16 protein-coding genes and 1 pseudogene are annotated in these 17,255 nt (G+C 46.2%); 8 read left to right on the top strand and 9 right to left on the bottom strand.

The genetic code is table 11. The features are described from left to right. Positions 1-103 precede the first annotated feature (103 nt). Positions 104-748 carry a TetR/AcrR family transcriptional regulator gene (locus tag L370_RS10625; RefSeq protein WP_023334645.1) on the bottom strand — a complete coding sequence of 215 codons (645 nt, stop codon included), beginning with the start codon at positions 746-748 and terminating at the stop codon, positions 104-106. A gap of 179 nt (positions 749-927) precedes the next feature. Between L370_RS10625 and L370_RS10630 the strand changes: the two genes are divergently transcribed. From L370_RS10630 to catA, 7 genes are all read left to right on the top strand, one after another. Then, on the top strand, positions 928-2,424 hold the full coding sequence (locus L370_RS10630; protein ID WP_023334644.1) for an efflux transporter outer membrane subunit: 1,497 nt from the start codon (positions 928-930) through the stop codon (positions 2,422-2,424). Between the two features lie 49 nt (positions 2,425-2,473). Then, a complete protein-coding gene (locus L370_RS10635; protein WP_023334643.1) occupies positions 2,474-3,616 on the top strand; it encodes an HlyD/EmrA/EmrK family protein in 1,143 nt (380 codons plus the stop codon). A gap of 13 nt (positions 3,617-3,629) precedes the next feature. Continuing rightward, positions 3,630-5,174 (top strand): DHA2 family efflux MFS transporter permease subunit, encoded by a 1,545-nt coding sequence (locus tag L370_RS10640; RefSeq protein ID WP_023334642.1) that lies wholly within the window; start codon positions 3,630-3,632, stop codon positions 5,172-5,174. A gap of 49 nt (positions 5,175-5,223) precedes the next feature. Beyond that, positions 5,224-5,520 carry a hypothetical protein gene (locus L370_RS10645; RefSeq protein WP_023334641.1) on the top strand — a complete coding sequence of 99 codons (297 nt, stop codon included), beginning with the start codon at positions 5,224-5,226 and terminating at the stop codon, positions 5,518-5,520. Between the two features lie 697 nt (positions 5,521-6,217). After that, positions 6,218-6,712 (top strand): putative pterin-binding protein, encoded by a 495-nt coding sequence (locus L370_RS10650; protein WP_023334640.1) that lies wholly within the window; start codon positions 6,218-6,220, stop codon positions 6,710-6,712. A gap of 17 nt (positions 6,713-6,729) precedes the next feature. After that, positions 6,730-8,661: a putative bifunctional diguanylate cyclase/phosphodiesterase gene (locus L370_RS10655; RefSeq protein WP_023334639.1), complete on the top strand. Its 1,932-nt coding sequence runs from the start codon at positions 6,730-6,732 to the stop codon at positions 8,659-8,661. Between the two features lie 62 nt (positions 8,662-8,723). Beyond that, a complete protein-coding gene (catA, locus tag L370_RS10660; RefSeq protein WP_023334638.1) occupies positions 8,724-9,401 on the top strand; it encodes a type A chloramphenicol O-acetyltransferase in 678 nt (225 codons plus the stop codon). 400 nt (positions 9,402-9,801) lie between these two features. On the opposite strand, the gene L370_RS10665 is transcribed toward catA, so the two are convergent. After that, positions 9,802-10,101: a DUF6966 domain-containing protein gene (locus L370_RS10665; protein ID WP_023334637.1), complete on the bottom strand. Its 300-nt coding sequence runs from the start codon at positions 10,099-10,101 to the stop codon at positions 9,802-9,804. 496 nt (positions 10,102-10,597) lie between these two features. Between L370_RS10665 and L370_RS22770 the strand changes: the two are divergent. Beyond that, positions 10,598-10,789 (top strand): annotated as a pseudogene (locus L370_RS22770) (phage polarity suppression protein); the annotation flags it as partial. 302 nt (positions 10,790-11,091) lie between these two features. Here L370_RS22770 and L370_RS22765 read toward each other — a convergent pair. The 7 genes from L370_RS22765 to L370_RS23415 all read right to left on the bottom strand — a co-directional run bounded on the left by L370_RS22765 (position 11,092) and on the right by L370_RS23415 (position 16,883). Next, positions 11,092-11,460 (bottom strand): TA system toxin CbtA family protein, encoded by a 369-nt coding sequence (locus tag L370_RS22765; protein WP_023334635.1) that lies wholly within the window; start codon positions 11,458-11,460, stop codon positions 11,092-11,094. Between the two features lie 20 nt (positions 11,461-11,480). Continuing rightward, a complete protein-coding gene (locus L370_RS10675; RefSeq protein WP_023334634.1) occupies positions 11,481-11,807 on the bottom strand; it encodes a type IV toxin-antitoxin system YeeU family antitoxin in 327 nt (108 codons plus the stop codon). Positions 11,808-11,819: 12 nt separating this feature from the next. Further along, positions 11,820-12,290, bottom strand: coding sequence for a RadC family protein (radC, locus tag L370_RS10680; RefSeq protein ID WP_023334633.1), 471 nt, complete (start codon positions 12,288-12,290; stop codon positions 11,820-11,822). Between the two features lie 69 nt (positions 12,291-12,359). After that, complete coding sequence (locus tag L370_RS10685; protein ID WP_023334632.1) at positions 12,360-13,181, bottom strand: DUF932 domain-containing protein; 822 nt, start codon at positions 13,179-13,181, stop codon at positions 12,360-12,362. A gap of 692 nt (positions 13,182-13,873) precedes the next feature. Beyond that, complete coding sequence (locus L370_RS22315) at positions 13,874-14,713, bottom strand: hypothetical protein (protein ID WP_023334630.1); 840 nt, start codon at positions 14,711-14,713, stop codon at positions 13,874-13,876. A gap of 59 nt (positions 14,714-14,772) precedes the next feature. Further along, on the bottom strand, positions 14,773-15,207 hold the full coding sequence (locus L370_RS10690) for a hypothetical protein (RefSeq protein ID WP_023334629.1): 435 nt from the start codon (positions 15,205-15,207) through the stop codon (positions 14,773-14,775). Positions 15,208-15,563: 356 nt separating this feature from the next. Next, positions 15,564-16,883 (bottom strand): hypothetical protein, encoded by a 1,320-nt coding sequence (locus L370_RS23415; protein WP_023334628.1) that lies wholly within the window; start codon positions 16,881-16,883, stop codon positions 15,564-15,566. Positions 16,884-17,255: the final 372 nt, after the last annotated feature.

Here is a 17,255-nt window from a genome sequence, read left to right as displayed (position 1 = left end):
TACAAGAAGGCCGCTGGCAAAGTCATCCAATGACAATTGAAAATAAATATTTCCCAAAAGAAAAATCACCCTAATAATAGGGTGAAGGAAAGCTTACTGTATTTTAGAAAGATGCCTTTGCAACATCCTCATTTTTTTCAGGACCATACAGTTTCATAAACGCATTAACGGAGGCCTGCGCTTTCATGATGATTTCACTTTCGTCAGGCTGGTCCTTTCTTGCTTTTAAAAGCAAAGGTTCCAGTATGTCGGCCTGGAGAAGAGAACGAAAATACTCGGCCGCCAGCACAGGATCATCTTTTCTTAAGATGTTTTGATTCATTAAATCGGTAAAAAGCGCCGAAACGTTTGAACGCAGCTTTTGCATTCGCGCATAATATAATTCTCCGATACCCGATCTTCCGGCCTCGGAGATCATTAATCTTTGCAAGTCCACAATATCCGGAGAGCAAATATAACGTAAAAAGGCAACGGCAAATTGCTCGATGACCAGCTGTGGTGATTTTCTGAAAAGGCGCACCTGCCCTGCAGTTTCAATAGTCATGCTCTTTATATACTGTTCAGTTTCTGAAGACATGCATTCTACAAATAGCTCTTCTTTCGAAGAAAAGTGACTGTAAATAGTCGATTTTGAGCCACCAACAATCGCGTTAATCTCTGAGATAGACGTGGCATCAAATCCCTTTTGTCGAAACAGCCCGGATGCGACCTCCAGGATCTGTTGCCGTTTAAGCGCTCTTTTATCCATATGTTTCCTCGTTAGTTTAGGTGTCTGGCCAGGGCCAACACTTTTTGTTCTCTGATTTCGGAATCACGTCAGATAGTAGGGTTCGTAATCGTACTGACGAGTACATTTTCATTTGACGGCGCTCAGAAGTCAAGATATAAAGTGTACCGTACTGTACGGTACTGTATTTGGACTACTCTATGAACAGCATGACGAGCGTACTGATGAAAGGTTTTCAGGAGACACTCCTGGGGTGTCGTATTTCCGGTTTAACCCGGTCCAGCATAGTGATGGGCTGTGTTGTCATTTCCGCCATCAGTATGAGCGGATGCGCCATAATCCCCGATCTTGGCACCCCACCGCCGATGAAGACGGTCTCACAACTTAAAAGCGATCAAAGCTTCCCGCACCAGAACGGCCAGTGGCCGAAAGATTACTGGTGGAAGAAATACGGTGACGAGCAGCTTAACGGGCTGATTGATGACGCGCTTAAAAATTCCCCCACGCTTAACATCGCCGAAGCTCGCGTGAAGCAGGCGCAGGCGATGACGCAAAGCGCGAGCGGTTCGCTTTTTCCTGAGGTCACCGCAAACGCCAGCTTTATGCGGGACAAAATGAGTTACAACTATGTAACGCCTGAAAGCGCAACGCCTCAAAACTGGAACAGCTACGGGCGTACCACGCTTGATATGAGCTGGGAAATTGATTTTTGGGGTAAAAACCGCGCTGCGCTCGCGGCTGCAACGTCAGGCGAAATGGCGGCGGTAGCGGAAGAAGCACAGACAAGACTGGTGCTCTCTTCTTCTATTGTTACCGTTTACGCGGAGCTGGCGCATTTATACACCGTTCGCGAAACGCTTAACGATACCCTCACTATACGAACCAGTACGCTCGCGTTATTCCAGCAACGACATGACGCGGGGCTTGAAGATTTATCCAGCCTGCAACAGGTCGAGACGCGTCAACTCAACGCAAAAGCAAACCTGGTGGCAATAGATGAAGCTATTGCGATCAAAAAACATGAGCTCGCTGCCCTGATCGGTGATGGGCCTGACAGATCGCTGGCAATCACCGCGCCTAAGGCAACGCTTTTAGCGCACGAGGAACTTCCTCCCAATATTGCGCTGGATCTGATTGGTCGCCGTCCTGATATTGTCGCGGCACGTTTACGCGCCGAGGCGGCAGCAGAGCAAATCAAACAGAAAAAAGCCGGTTTTTACCCCAGCGTTAATCTGGTTGCCTTTGCCGGGTTCCAGTCACTGGGTATTAACAACCTTACCCGGAGTGGCTCAGCAATTGGCAGCTTTGGCCCGGCCATATCGTTGCCAATATTTAATACGCAGAAGCTCCAGGGTGATTTGAAATACACCAGCGGTGAATATGACATTGCGGTGCAGCTTTATAACGACACGTTAACGAATGCACTTCGGGAAGTGAGCGATGCGCTCACCAGCAGAGCCTCTCTGAAAGACGAAATGCTTTATTCTCAGGGCGCAGTCACGTCGGCAGAAAAGGCGTATTCCCTCACCAAACAACGATATGAAGGAAAGGTTGCTGACTATCTCGACGTCTTGTCCTCGGAAGATGAGCTGGTCGCGGCCCGCCGAAAATTAGCCGATGTAAATTCCCGCGCCTTTACGATTGACGTCGCATTAGCGCGTGCATTGGGCGGCGGATATACCTCGAGCAAACAGTGATTTTTTAACACCAGGTTAATAACTAAATAGTGGAAAGAAAGGAAATAAAATGAGTCATTCTGCAGCTATTGAAAATCAAAATATTGAATCATCCGATATCAAAAATAAAAAAAGAAAACGTTTATTCTCTTACCTTGCGTTAAGCATCGCGCTGGCTGGCGCAGGCTCGTTCGCCTATTGGGAATTAGTGGGTTCCCGATTTGTTGAAACCGATAACGCCTATACCGATGTTGAGTCTGCTCAGCTCTCTTCCGCGATCACCGGTACGGTCAGTGCCATCCTGGTCACGGATTCTCAGGTGGTAAAAAAAGGCGATGTCCTGATCCAGCTGGATCCTACTGACGCAGAGTTAGCCCTTAATCAGGCGGAAGCAAACCTGAACCTGGCCATTCGGCGGGTAAATGGATACAAGGCCAATGACACAAAACTCGGTGCAGAAGTTGTAGCGAATGAAAAAGAGCAAAAACGTCTGCTGGCCCAGGTTGATGCCGCAAACGCTGACTTCCAGCGCGCGACGGTTGACCTCAAGCGACGCGAGGCGTTAATGCAGACGGGCGCGATTTCAGGCGACGAACTGACGCGTATTCAAAACGTTTATGCTTCCGCCCTGGCAAACCTGAATGCCGCTAAAGCCGCCGTGGCGCAAGCTGATGCAGCGAGACAGGCGGCGGTGGGTGCAAGACAGGCGAATGCCGTGATGATTGAGGATGCAAATATCGAGACCAACCCGGAAGTCGCTCTCGCCAGAGCGAAGCGCGATCAGGCCAGACTGGATCTGGAAAGAACCGTGATCCGTTCGCCAGTCGATGGCGTGGTTGCTCGTCGCCAGGTCGAGCTTGGACAGCGTGTCCAGCCTTCCACGCCGTTATTGTCCGTGGTGCCTGTGCAGCAAATTCACGTCAATGCCAACTTCAAGGAAGTTCAGCTTCAGCATGTGAAAGTGGGACAGAAGGTGGAACTGGTGAGCGATCTGTATGGCGACAACGTTCCTTTCCATGGAACGGTAGAAGGCTTTGATGGCGGTACCGGCGCAGCGTTTTCAATTATTCCTGCGCAGAACGCAACGGGTAACTGGATTAAGGTTGTTCAGCGTTTGCCGGTGCGCATCAAGCTCAATGCTGATGAGCTTGCGGCGCATCCGTTGCGGGTTGGTCTGTCCATGAAAGCGACAGTTAACTTAAAAAGTGAATAACGGAAACCAGGCCATGTCTACATTAGTTATCGATAATCAGCCGCCTTCGCTGAAAGGCGGTATGTTATGGATTGGTGCCCTGGTACTTGCAATGGCTAACTTTTTAGCTGTGCTCAACATGACCATTGCAAACGTCACTCAACCCAACATGGCTGGTGCCCTGGGCGCAGGAACCAGCCAGGGCACGTGGATCATCACGGCCTATGCCGTGGCTGAAGCCATTACGGTACCGCTATCGGGATGGTTAACCACACGGTTCGGCGGCGTGCGCGTTTTTTGCGTTTCCGTGTTCATGTTTGGCATTTTTTCTTTGCTTTGCGGCCTTTCCACCTCGCTGGGAATGCTGCTGCTGATGAGGGTTTTTCAGGGCATGGCGGGAGGCCCCCTGATGGCCTTATCACAAACGTTACTGCTGCGTATTTTCCCGAAAGAAAAATCCATGCAGGCGACGGGACTATGGGCGATGACAACATTGCTCGCGCCCGTAATAGGTCCGGTTCTGGGCGGATGGATTTGCGATCATTACAGCTGGTCGTGGGTGTTTATCATCAACGTTCCGATGGCCATCGCTTTTGCATTGGTCGCGTGGTCAGTACTGAAAATTTTCGAAGATACGCTGGTTAATAACTCTATTGATATCGTTGGGTTTATTTTATTGGTTATCTGGGTTGGTGCCCTGCAGATCATGCTCGATGAAGGGAAAGACCTTGACTGGTTTGCCTCAGAAGAAATTTGGGTTCTGGCGATTGTGGCCTGTATCGGCTTTTTAAGCTTCTGCATCTGGGAGCTAACCGCTGAGCATCCGATCGTCGATATCAGAGTGTTTCGCCATCGCGGTTTTTCGGCCAGCATGTTTGTTCTCGCACTCGCGTTTGGATGCTTTTTTGGTCTGAATGTCCTCACGCCGTTGTGGCTGCAATATAACTTAGGGTATACAACAACATGGGCAGGGATTGTGGTGGCCTGGGGCGGACTTCTGCAGGTGGTATTTTCTCCGGTTGCCGCTAACCTTTCTAACAAAATCGATCCGCGCATTCTTATCTTCTTTGGCTGCGCCTGGCTGGGTCTCGACACCTTCTGGCGATCCTATGCGACGACCGATATGGACTACTGGTCCATCTGTGTACCGTTGTTATTCATGGGCGTGGGCATGCCGCTGTACTATGTCCCGATTACGGGGCTTGCAATGGGCTCTGTAGATGAAACGGAAATGGCTTCAGCCGCGGGGCTAATGAACTTTGTTCGAACGTTATCGGGTGCGTTTGCCACATCGCTCGTGACGACGTCATGGCAAGATCAGCGCTATATAGCACATGACAAACTGGCGTCTGTCGTCGACCCAACTGGCGATCTTTCGCACTATATTAGTTCGGCCCCTCAGCAAGGTGGACAATTTGTACGCGAGCTTTTTGACAAGATGGTAAACAGCCAGAGCATGATGCTTTCGACCAATAATCTGATGATGTCGATCGGCGTCATATTTTTTATTGCTGCATTTGCAATTGCATTAGCACCTAAACCTTCGCGCGTGGTGGATGCCGCGTCTGTAGGACACTGATATTTATTTAGCACAAGGATGTGAGTATCAAAAAAACAGAGAAAGTCTGATGGACAGTAAATCATACACGCCGGGCAGCCGGGATATTCTGTACAAGAAAATATTCCTTTCAATTTCTGAAATGAAATACCTTGAAAGGGAAATAAAGAAGTTCAACTGGCTAGAACGTACCTTTTTAAGAAAAAAAGAGTTCTATAAAATGCAATATCACAAAAGCAATTGTGACAGCAATTTCTTTAGATTTATCAACAGCGGGCAGGACAACCAGAATACGTTAATTCATATCCTTGAACAATTACCCGAGAATCATCCTGACAGAACATGGCTGACAGGCTTCCTGATTTGAACATACCTGGTCAGTGACATAATTAGCGAGATACCGGAAAATATCAGGCTGAAGGAAAGAAAAAAGTGGACGCTTCCCAGTGGAAGAAGCGTCCAAAAATCAGGCAATTATTCAGACACAGATTGAAACCGTTAACTGACGATCTCATCGATAATATCTCACAACCCCATCTCTTCATTATTTACATTTTCTGCCATCGCATAAGAAAAAACGCAGTCCGCAGGCGGTAATCTTTTTAGCGCGTTTGATTGCCTGAGCAAACCGGCAGGATGGTATTCGCGCCGTCAGAAACGGCGTACCCATGCCTTCTCGCTCAGGATGAACGAATTTTGTACAGGTTGACTGCCCCGAAATCATCGCTACCGCCAGAGCTAAACCCGCGAAGGGCTGGCGCTGAGCGTTTTCACGCTCGCCGTTTCCATCATCGGTAAAATCAGTGGTATGAGATAATAACAATCAATAAAAGCGAGCGTTTTTTAAACACAAGAGAGCTTATGCAGGCAGCTTTAGCTTTTCTCAAAAAGTTAAGCGTCCTTCTGCTGCTAAACACCCTGGCACCAACACGCTCTAAACAACTGATTTTATTGAACTTATACCAATGAAAACGCTAAAAGGCCTTGCTGCTCAACAAAATATATAAACTAGTGTGATATCTAAATTATAATTCTTATACTTCTGTTAAAAAGTGGAGGCCAAAATGCGATTAACCCTACTGCTGTTATGCTGTCTGGTACAAAGTGTAACCTGGGCTGGCGAACTGCCAAAACCAGTTGGTAAACCCATTTTAACGATATACGGTAATATAGAAAATACCAATGAAAATGGAAAAGCAGTGTTTGATCTCGCCGGCCTTGAAAAACTGGGCATGGTGAGTTTCGAGACTACATCCCCCTGGTATAATGGACGTACTAAGTTTGAGGGTGTTCCTATGAACAAACTCATGGATTATGTGGGTGCGAAGGGTTCTAATGTTAATGTTATTGCGCTCAATGATTACTCTACCGTGATCCCTCTCAGTGATTTCAAAAAATACAACGCCATCCTTGCTTTAAAGGTCAATGGCGAATATATGCGCATCCGCGATAAAGGTCCATCATTCATTGTATACCCCTATGACAGTCTTCCTGAGTTAAATAATCAGATTTATTACTCGCGATCAGCATGGCAGGTTAGCAAAATGAAGATTGAGTAGCCGTTCAGGAGAACATAATGAACAGGATACTGGTTGGTATCATTTTTTCTCTTTTTATCACGACAGGATATATTGCATTCCTTGTTTACGATCGACAGCAGGAGTTGCAAAAACTGACTCAATACACTGAGTCCTGGTCCGTGGCACAACTGGTATCAGAGTATTACCGTTTTGAATCATGGCTTGGTCTATACGCAACCGATACCGATGACGTTACGATAGACCAGGTCCGCATGCGTCTCGAAATTATGCTCAGCCAGGGCGATTTAATGAAGGGGGGAGATTTAGGTCACTATATTGACAGCGATAAAGCGCATCAAGAACTCGCTTTACGCTTAGAGCAGATACTGAATTATCTGGATAGTCATCTTGAAAAGATGAGCCATCCAGAGTTACAGGCATATCTGAAAAATATGCACGCTCTTGATGCACCGCTGAGCCAGCTTTCTGCAACGGCATTAACGAAAGATATTAACACGGTTAATGAATCCAACCATAAAATCCAGATCCTTTACTATATTTACTCCGCACTTTCATTACTCCTGATAATATTAAGCTTTATTCTTGGTTTTTTAATGATCTACCAGAATAAAAATATTCTCAAAGCGCACATGCAGGTTAAAAGCCTTGCTGACGAACTTCAGATATCAAAAGAAACGCTGCAAATTCAGAACGCCAAGCTGGAGTATGATGTTTATCATGACTCCCTCACCGGCATGAAAAACCGCCTTTTCTTCTGGGACGATCTCAACAAAATTAATCTTCAGGCCGATAAAAACCACATCCCCGTCACGGTAATGTTATTTGATTTAGACCGGTTCAAAGAGGTCAACGATACCTATGGCCATGATGCCGGTGACTTGCTGTTGAATCAGGTATCCAGACGACTCACCGCAATGAGCAGCGCCACTGATACATTTTACCGTTTAGGCGGAGACGAGTTCGCCCTTCTGTCCAGTGGCCTCACCGAGTTAGCAGCCGTTTCGCGCGCCAAAGAAATCAGCGAGCATATCAGCCAGCCCTATACGATTAATAACCAGCTGATAAAAATCGCCACCTGTGTGGGTATCGTTTTATCTGATAATGAACGGCGCTCTGATTATCTTTATAAATTTGCCGATCTGGCGCTCTACGAAGCCAAAAAAGAGGGTTCACAGCAGATAAAAGTCTTCCGTCAGTGGATGCTGCAGAAGTTGCAGGAAAGCCGAACCCTTGAACATGATATGGCACTGGCGCTCGATAACCATGAATTCGTTGTTTACTACCAGCCTATAGTCGATTCATTCAGCAATGAAATTTACGGCTATGAAGCACTTATTCGCTGGATACACCCGGTGAAGGGGATGCTGTCACCTGATTACTTTATTTCTGTCGCTGAAAAAACGGGGATGATCAATGCGATCGGCAAAATTGTGCTTGAGCTTGCCTGCCGGGAAGCGGTATCTTGGGCCGTTCCGGCAAGGATCTCTGTGAACGTCTCACCAATTCAGTTGGGTAATAAATCGTTTACCACCATGGTGCAGTCCATCCTTAAAGAGACGGGGCTACCGGCTAGCCGACTTGAGCTAGAGGTCACAGAGTCTTCGCTCTTCAGTGACAGCACTATGCCGATCACTATTCTCAAAAAGCTCAGATCGCTGGGTGTAAAAATTTCTATTGATGATTTCGGAACAGGGTATTCTTCGCTCTCAAGACTGAGCGAACTTAACTTTGATAAAATTAAAATAGACAAATCCTTCGTGAACCCAATATCCACACAGGATGATGCACTTAATATCGTTAAATTGATTACCGGTATGGCGAAGAGCCTCAATATGAGCGTTATTGCAGAAGGCGTTGAAACCGAAGCCCAGCTCGAACGTCTTCAGGCGCTTGGCTGCGATCTCGTGCAGGGATACCTTTTCGGAAAACCACAGGCTGAGATTGACAGGAAGATTAGATACGGTTGAAATGGTTGCGCGGCCTTTTCTGGCCATGACCATTTAAGCGATTGATAATCAAAGGTTATAAAATGAAAAAAACAGCCCCGGACTATACACCTGTTGATTTATCTAGTTGGCCAAGGAAAGAGCATTTTGAAGTATTCCAGTCATTTGCTGAGTGTACAATTAACCAAACGGTTCTGATCGACATCACCGCGCTGCGAAAACATATTAAAGAGGTCGGCTGGAAGTTTTACCCGACGATTATTTTCCTTCTCTCTAAAATCATGAACCGGCATCCGGAATTCCGTATGGCCATGAAGGACAATGAGCTTGTCGTATGGAATGAAATTCATCCAAGCTATACGATTTTCCACAATGAAACAGAGACCTTTTCGTCATTGTGGAGCCACTTCGACGGCAATATGCAGCACTTCCAGAATACGTATGCAGAAGACGTTGCCCGCTATGGCAATAACCTTTCTTACTGGCCTAAGGAAGAGTCTCGGGAAAATGTCTTTTTTGTATCGTCTATTCCTTGGGTAACGTTTACGAACTTTACTATGAACATTGCGCACATGAAGAACTTCTTTTCCCCTATGTTCACGTTTGGAAAATACTACGAGCAGGATGGAAAAGTGCTGTTGCCTATGGCGGTGCAGGTCCATCATTCCGTGTGCGATGGTTTCCATGTGGCAAGGATGTTTAATGAGCTGCAGGAGATGTGTGATGAGTTACCAAACCAATCTGGGGAAGTTAATGGTTGATTCACCAAATGCCTCTTTGAAATGGAAATTTGAGGAACGTTATAAAAAATGATGGAATAAAAAGGATCGAATCAAGTCAGTATAATCCAATACTTTGTAGGTATTTGAGTACTCGGCTGTCTCCCCTGGATTAATTTTATTCAGCACCAGACCGTTGTCGAGCGTGATACGTCCCGTTTATTCATGCTGGTAGCCATCTATATACCGATTGCTGCGTGACGCCGAGACATTCGAAGTCGGAGATATTACTGCACCCGACAGCTTCGATGATATCAGGAAAGGTGTCGACACCGACACGCTAATTTTAAACAATTAAGTATCAGGTCAGCAATATCACATGCCCTGATACTTACTTGTATCAACCTTCCCGGTAATTTACTGGCGGCACCGGAAACTAACGCTATGGTAAATCATCGGATTTTAACAAGACGATTGCATGGTCAAGTTGCTTGTAGAGTTTATGTCTCAAATCGTCTAACTCGTCATTTTCCCGAATTAAAGGAATTCCATTTTTATGGAGAACAATATCGTTAAATGATCCCATCCCGCCGTAGAGTTTTTTCAAGGAATAAATGGATGACTCACAATCAACATCGAGCTCGATGACTAGTTTTTCGAATGTTTTTGCCCATGAAACCTCATCATTTGAGGAGAGAATTTTGATGATATCAGTTATCGTTTTCTTTATTTCATTTTTCATTTCAAACCACCACTTTCAAGTATTTTAAGGCCAGGTATTTTCCACGGGGTAGGTTTTAAAACTTGCTCAGAGCCACCGGAGTAAATGTCTGTTTGATAACCTACTTCTCCAACATATACTTTCGTACCGGCGGGTATTTGGATCTTGTGATAGCTATCAAGAGGAGATTCTCCTCCATTAGGCCATTAATGATGCGGTTTAGCCGTGCAGTATCTGCGAGGTCTCCTGCCGCTGTATTCGGGTGAATAATGTGAGGAATGTCCTCAAGGTAGATGTCATCCAGTGACATTGCCTGGCTGTGATGAAGCATGGTGCCCCTTTTACGCTACCGTTATGTACCACATTATTGCTCATTCCGGACACCTGACAAAGACACTAATATAGCAGGTCATGGCCGGTTGTGTGGCTGTAAGCAACGGGTACTGCACGCTGAGAAGAAAGCACACTGCTTGCGGAAGATGACAGACAGCCCACACTAGCGCCCCATCCGAACGCAATTGATGGCGAAGATCTGTCGGATGTTGAACCATGGACCACGCAGGCCGAACAGGCATACCGCGAACAACTTGCAGGTAGCGGCCGGAGCCTGCAAACGCTGCGTGAGAATATCGACGTGAAAAAGAGGGAAATAAATCAGGCTGCCGGGCGATATATTCCCTCGCATGAGGGGATGCAGCGCATCGGCATATTGTTTAAAGGCATGTTTACAGGAATCCATGCTCGAACAGGAACATTTACACATCCCGTTGCGGATTCTACTGGATGATTACGGACGTTTAGGTAGGTTGAAATGGTGCGATAATAGGAACACAACAAAACCAACATAACCATTGATAAATAAATACATTTCCTTGTTTCATCTTTATAAATGCCCCCTTTTGTGCCCCCACCTTGTTTTTCATGCGACTCGATGAGCCTTTCATCGAGTCGCTAATCTCACCAATTTCTTCACAGACCGTGCAAACCTTCTCAGCTCTTTAAGCCGTCCCCTCACTGACGCGATCTGCTAAGAACAATATTACTTACTTCCCGATAAGAACAACTGTTCATTAATCCACATGCTTTTCTGGCATGATGGATATCTGTCACGGTCAGATATGGCGCTTTTCCCTGTGAGGAAAATCCACTGCGATCGATACGGGCTAACTCACATTTCTCCACCAGAAAGTTAATAGCATTAGCCAGAGTGATATCGGCATCAATATGTTCCTGTATGACGGTTTCATCATAGAAAGGTGTATCGTTTAGCGTCAGGCCATAATGCTGTTCCAGCAGACGACTAAGTAACATTTTCCAGATAGTCACGGGCGACAGGCATGGCTTCGCCGCCCGCAAATTTGTTGCAGGTAGAAATTTCATTTTTTCTCTCGTGAAAGTAATTAACGTTGTGTGGGATAAACGGCGATGTATACGTAACCACAACTACCAAGCGTATCGGCTTCGCAGGTAAAACCGTTGTGGTAGAGAGTGACACAGTGATGGTGACAGGGGATCAGTTCACCAGTGGTCAGCATCGATTCCATCTGGCTGATGAAGTGTGGAAATGCGTTATTCAATTTGAAGCATTCCGTATCGCTGAAATTGCCTATCAAACTAGCCCTGTCAGCCAGATAATGCAGCCGGTTACCTTCCTGAACTAATCTGGCACCAAACCGTGGAACAATATCGCTTTTTAGACCCCATTCATGGGCTGGTATTAATGACATAAAAATCTCCCTTTAAAGCAAACCAAGCTCAGCAAATGACGCCACCTCGTTTCCCACCACAAGATGATCCAGCACACGTACTTCCACTAGTGCCAGCGCTTTCATAATCCTCTGAGTAATATGTTTATCCTGCAGGCTGATTTCTGTCGTGCCGGACGGATGGTTGTGTGCCAGAATGACCGCAGCGGCGTTATGTTTCAGGGCTGATTTAACCACTTCGCGGGGGTGCACTTCGGTATGGCTGAACGTGCCGGTAAACAGTGTTTCTCGCTCCAGCAGGCAATGCTGATTGTCGAGATACATCACGATGAAGACTTCCCGCTCCAGGTGAGCCATCTGCAGTTGCAGCCAGGTTTTTGTGAGGCTGCTGGAGGTAAATGACTCACTCGGTTGACGCTGGTATTTCTCCAGCAGACGTAATGCTCGCTGGATGACTCGCTGCTCGTTTGCAGGAAATACCGGGGATAAATTGATCGTAGACATGGTTGCTCCTTAGAAAGAAAAGCCCTTCCGAATCTTCGGAAAGGTGTTAAGGAAAAATGGTGGAAGGGATCATGAAGCAAGCTGAAGCATATTCTCAGCCATCACCCAGAGGGCACGGTTGAGCTTCACATCACCGTCAATACCTTTCACTGCTCGGGTATGGGTGCGCTTTCCTTTGGTTGTTCGTCCCGACAGACCGCCTTTGATCAGGTTTTCCTGAATACGCTGGTAAGTGGTCCAAAGGTCGTTGCTTTCGTCCTGCCAGCGGCGTGGGGAAAGTATCTGCGTCTCTGTCACCGGTTGGTGTTCCTCACCGAAGCGATATGTCAGCGCCGCTTTCGCCATCGCCTGCTGAGCGGGCGGCGGCAACAAAAGCGACTGCATGGCATCGCGTTTCTCTTCTACCCGGTCAAATATTCCCAGTACTTCGTAGGCCCCTTCGATGACTTTCTCTACTACGTTGCCTTTATGCGGGACGCGCACCTCGCCAAAACTCTCACCGCAAATCAGCCCATTTTGGCAAACTGCTCTGAATAACCCCGGTAGCATCTGATATGAGCTGGAGCCGTCATGGCTATTCAGCAGAATAATTTCGGGAACCTGTTTGCCAGTAATCTGGCCTTCACGACGCAGGCGCAGCATGTGCTTCGTATGCTCTCGTTTGCTCTGGTCGCGGACTCTGGTCTGGCACGCGAAGAATGGCTGGAAACCTTCGCGTTGCAGGTTATCGAGAAGGGTAATTGTCGGGATATAGGTATAGCGATCACTACGGGATTCATGTTTTTCTTCGCTGAAGACACTGGGCACATAATGAGCCAGTTCGTCGCGAGTTAACGGGCGGTCACGACGAACAAGGTTGACTGCACCAAAGCGGCTGGCTAAACGGGTCATAGTTGATTCCTTTTAAAACGGACATAAAAACCACTCCAGTAGAGTGGCATTGGATGGAAGATAAAATGTTCAGGGAGAGGCTGGTGGCTGGCTCTGCTGTGGCGAGAGTTCTCTGTCAGGTAATGCCGGTGGTATTTGCTTTTCGGCCTGGTGATGTTGTAATCGCCGCAGAATAAAGGGTTTACTGTACTTGAAGTATCGAAGACACCATTCGTGCTTAACGACTCGCCTTATGTTCAGAGGTAAGCGTTCATACGCTTTGCTGCACACCGATAAAACAAAGGCATCATCATTGATTCTGTCCTCTGCTAGTGCAGCCAGCCCTTTGATAAAGGAACGCTTCAGCTTTTGTCGAGAGTTAGCTTCCAGGTGGGCTTCGAAAGGCGATAATACGTCTGGTACAGGTGTTAGAACACAAATCGTGTTGCCTGATTGGGACTTTTCAGGCAAGCGTGGCGATTTTTTTTATGACTCTTATCAGGCTATAGGTCATCAGGCTGGCCCCTATTGTCTGGCATACGACCGACTTACTTCTCAGCAGTGTGAGCCCTGCGACGCTGAAAACAACGGGCCAGGTCAGCCCAAATGATTCTGCATCTGGCGTTGTATTGTCCGGGGATTTTTTAGTTTTCATAGGTTGGTCCAAAAGGTGTCCGGTACCGCAGGAAGCTTATACCGGACTGGAAGAGTAATTAGGGGAGATCGACTGAGGCTATTTCCTCAGAAGCGTTTGTGGGGCCACTGTAAACGCCGACATATTCATTTTGAGGGAAGATAATTACTGCATTTTTCTTCGGATCAAAAGAGCAACCTCTTAATCCTGCAATTGCGGCGGTTTTCCCGGAGCTTGTGTTTTTGACAATCAGTTTGTTGTCTGCACAGTTGCTGGCTTTAACAAAACTCACCACATAACCGTCCTGCTCTGCGACGGTTTCAGCGGTCGTTGATTTTGGCCCAGAGTTACGTTCTTTCTGCCCGCTTGCCCGATCGCTGCTATAAGGAATATATTGCGCAGCATCATTCCGCATGGTCGGTGGATCATTGTTCAGAACAAGATATACAGGACAACCGGAGGCACCCACCTCGCAGCTCTTTTCGACGATAGCACGTGACGGCCAGCCTTTTGTGCCGATGTAGGCAGCACCGGTTTCATCCAGGCAATAGGTTTCCTCCCATGAGTAATTTTTATTCTGACCCGGCATAGTGCGGGTCGTTACGAGACAAGTCAGAGCCTTAACCGGTTTACTGTCGTAGCGGATAAAGTTCTGTTCAAGCGGTGATGCTGCGTACAATAAAGGAGAGATATTCGCTGCAGCCGCCTTGCTCTGTGCCTCCGCGCTGAAACCAGCTTTATTGTTGAGTTTTACGCTGACTGCCGCATCGTTCATTTCGCGAAGCATTTCACCACCGCCATCTGTCAGAAAGAACGTGTAGCGTTCTGGATGAATATTACCGGGAATGGTGATGGCAAAGCTGAAGGCCGGGAGCGAAAGCGTACAGAGTAAAATAAGGCGTGAAATGAATGTCGCCATATAAAGATATCCTTACTGATGATTAACAATGCGGGAGCATGAGCTACCGGATGGGGTGGTTAATGGCTGATGCAGTCTTCCCAGTTAAGACCCTCCAGAGCTTCCCTGAGCCCTGCGGTATTGAAGGGGTGAGATACGGATTTATTCATCCGGGTGATTTCAATTTGCCCATGGCTGTCTGTGTTTTTGAGCGCTATAAAAGCCGCCTCATTCGGAGGGTAATGAACTGTATTGATATTGATTCCCATAGTTTCTTTCCCATTATCTGGTATATACATTGGCTCCTTATCTGACCCGCTGTAGCTCACTATCAAATGACTGTCCCGGCAGGTGAGCGTCATACGCTCTCCGGCGCTATTGTCGGCGTTAAGTTCAAACTCCATCGCATTGACAGTGCCAAACCAGTTGCCCCATTGCTGCTCCGGGCCCATTGCATGCACAGCACCACTGAACAATGCTGCGCCGAAAAGAAATGAAGGGATGATCTTCAACATAGATATTCCTTACTGTGTGTTTTATAAGCGGAAGTGGGCCTTTTTTGCATAAAAGGCCACTTGATCGTATGCATTTAAGAGGAGATGGGATAATCGTTAATACAGATCAGTTTTACGCAATTGATCGTTATTAACTATAATAAAAACGATCAATGCCAAGATATTAATAGTTTTTACCTATCGTGCGTTTGGTTTCGATCGGTATAACAGATCAATGTACAGAAGCCATACCGGTAATACATACCGGCGTGGCATCATACAGGTAATACAGGCATGAAATAATCTGGAATGCGCAATAGAATCAATTATACTGAATGTTACCGGGGTCTCAGTAGACATCCCAGGAAATATAATCGTTAATAAGGCAGCCACATAAATGGATGATTGCCATCGTATTTATCATCCATGTTTTCATCAGCTGGAAGGGGACTGCTTTTCTCATTCAATGCCCCCATGGCCTCCGTGGGTGTTTTTTCATGGGGTAATTCCACACAGGGTTGCGTTGTAATTTGACTGACAGGGACGTTATTATCTTCCGGCACTCTATTTTCAGATGACACTTTCGATTTCTTCTGGCTTCGGTACTTCTTCCTGGCGTTCCTGCCTTCCCACGCTTTATTGAATCGTTTTATAAAATCACTGTCTTTATGATACCAGCATGTGTAAAGGCAACGAATGATAAGGCATTTCTCTGCATTAGAGGCAGGTTTAAGATACGGCATTAAAGTAGCTGTATTTATATGCACTGAACTTTCGATCATATTTTTAAGCGGGCCATCAGCATTATATTCATAATGCCTCACAATGGAAGGATGATATTGAGCAAGCTGAGTTAATGTTGATGCCGGGTACTGTTGCGGTATATATTGAGCAGCCTGAGTCAGTGTTGTTATATGAGGGGGGTGATATATATTTTGATAAGCCATGATAAAATTGCTGTTTTGCGATGCGTTTTGGTAGCTACTCTCTTGCCTTTCTTTCTCTGACTCTTTATTTTGTTTTCTTTTTTTTGCGCCTTCCTTGATTTTGGCTCTGTCTTTTTGAAAGTACTTCCAGGCCCATTCACACTTCTCTTTTTCTTTTTTATTTAAAGGAAACTTATCTTTGTAGATATACAAACGATACCATTCTGTTCTTATGGTATTCATCAGCTCAATTTTGCCCTTTAAACCGGAATCACAACGATCAAAAAAATCGGTGATGGTGAGCATTCGTTCTGTGTGATTTGCAGGGTACTGGATAAGATTGAGTTGATCATAAGTTAATATTTGAGATATGGGTGGATTGCCATAAACCTGTGCATCAGGAAGAGTAGAGAATAATGAAGGCATCTTAATATTTATTGTTCTTATCACCAGCCAGACATAATAGCATGCATCCGGACAGTTTTTTATCCATGCAAAATCACGTGAAGGTATGAAGCGCTCATTAACATTCATTCGGATAGCTCTGATGAATCCATTTGCTATTTCAGGATGATAAAATGAATGTACAGCTGTGTTAATTACTCTGGATGCCTGTCGGTTATCCAGAGAATAAAGGTGGCTAATGTTTAATGAATTAACAGAAGGTTTTAAATGATAATTTAATATCGCAGACTCATACTGGTAAAACCACCTGTAAAATCTTAACTCCCTCTCACTTTTTAATTTTACAACTGACTCATTCCTGCTCATTCGATTCCCCTCACTCACCGTATACGTTTCCCATCCCTCAGCCACTCGTGTGTCAGTCACAGGGTGTTTCATGGCGTTGACTATAGCAAATTCATAGGGAAAAACGTAGGTGTTAAATCATCTGAAGTAGCTATGAATACTGAGTTTAATGCATGAAAAGTGAAAATTCATACCCTTCAGGTATGCTGGAGTAAAGTGATGGATGTGAGCGCAACGCGCAGCATCCAAAAGAGGGAGGAGAAGGTTGTGGACCGGCTGCACAGCCATGACGTTAAAATATGGCCACTGTTACGTCATTCGCGTCTCCTGTTCATAAAAGTAAAATCTTACATATGCGACCCATGACATGAAAGGATGCCGACCGGTGTCCTC

Source organism: Enterobacter sp. MGH 24, assembly GCF_000493015.1.
Taxonomy (GTDB): Bacteria; Pseudomonadota; Gammaproteobacteria; order Enterobacterales; family Enterobacteriaceae; genus Enterobacter.
This window is presented reverse-complemented; position numbering and strand designations above follow the sequence as displayed.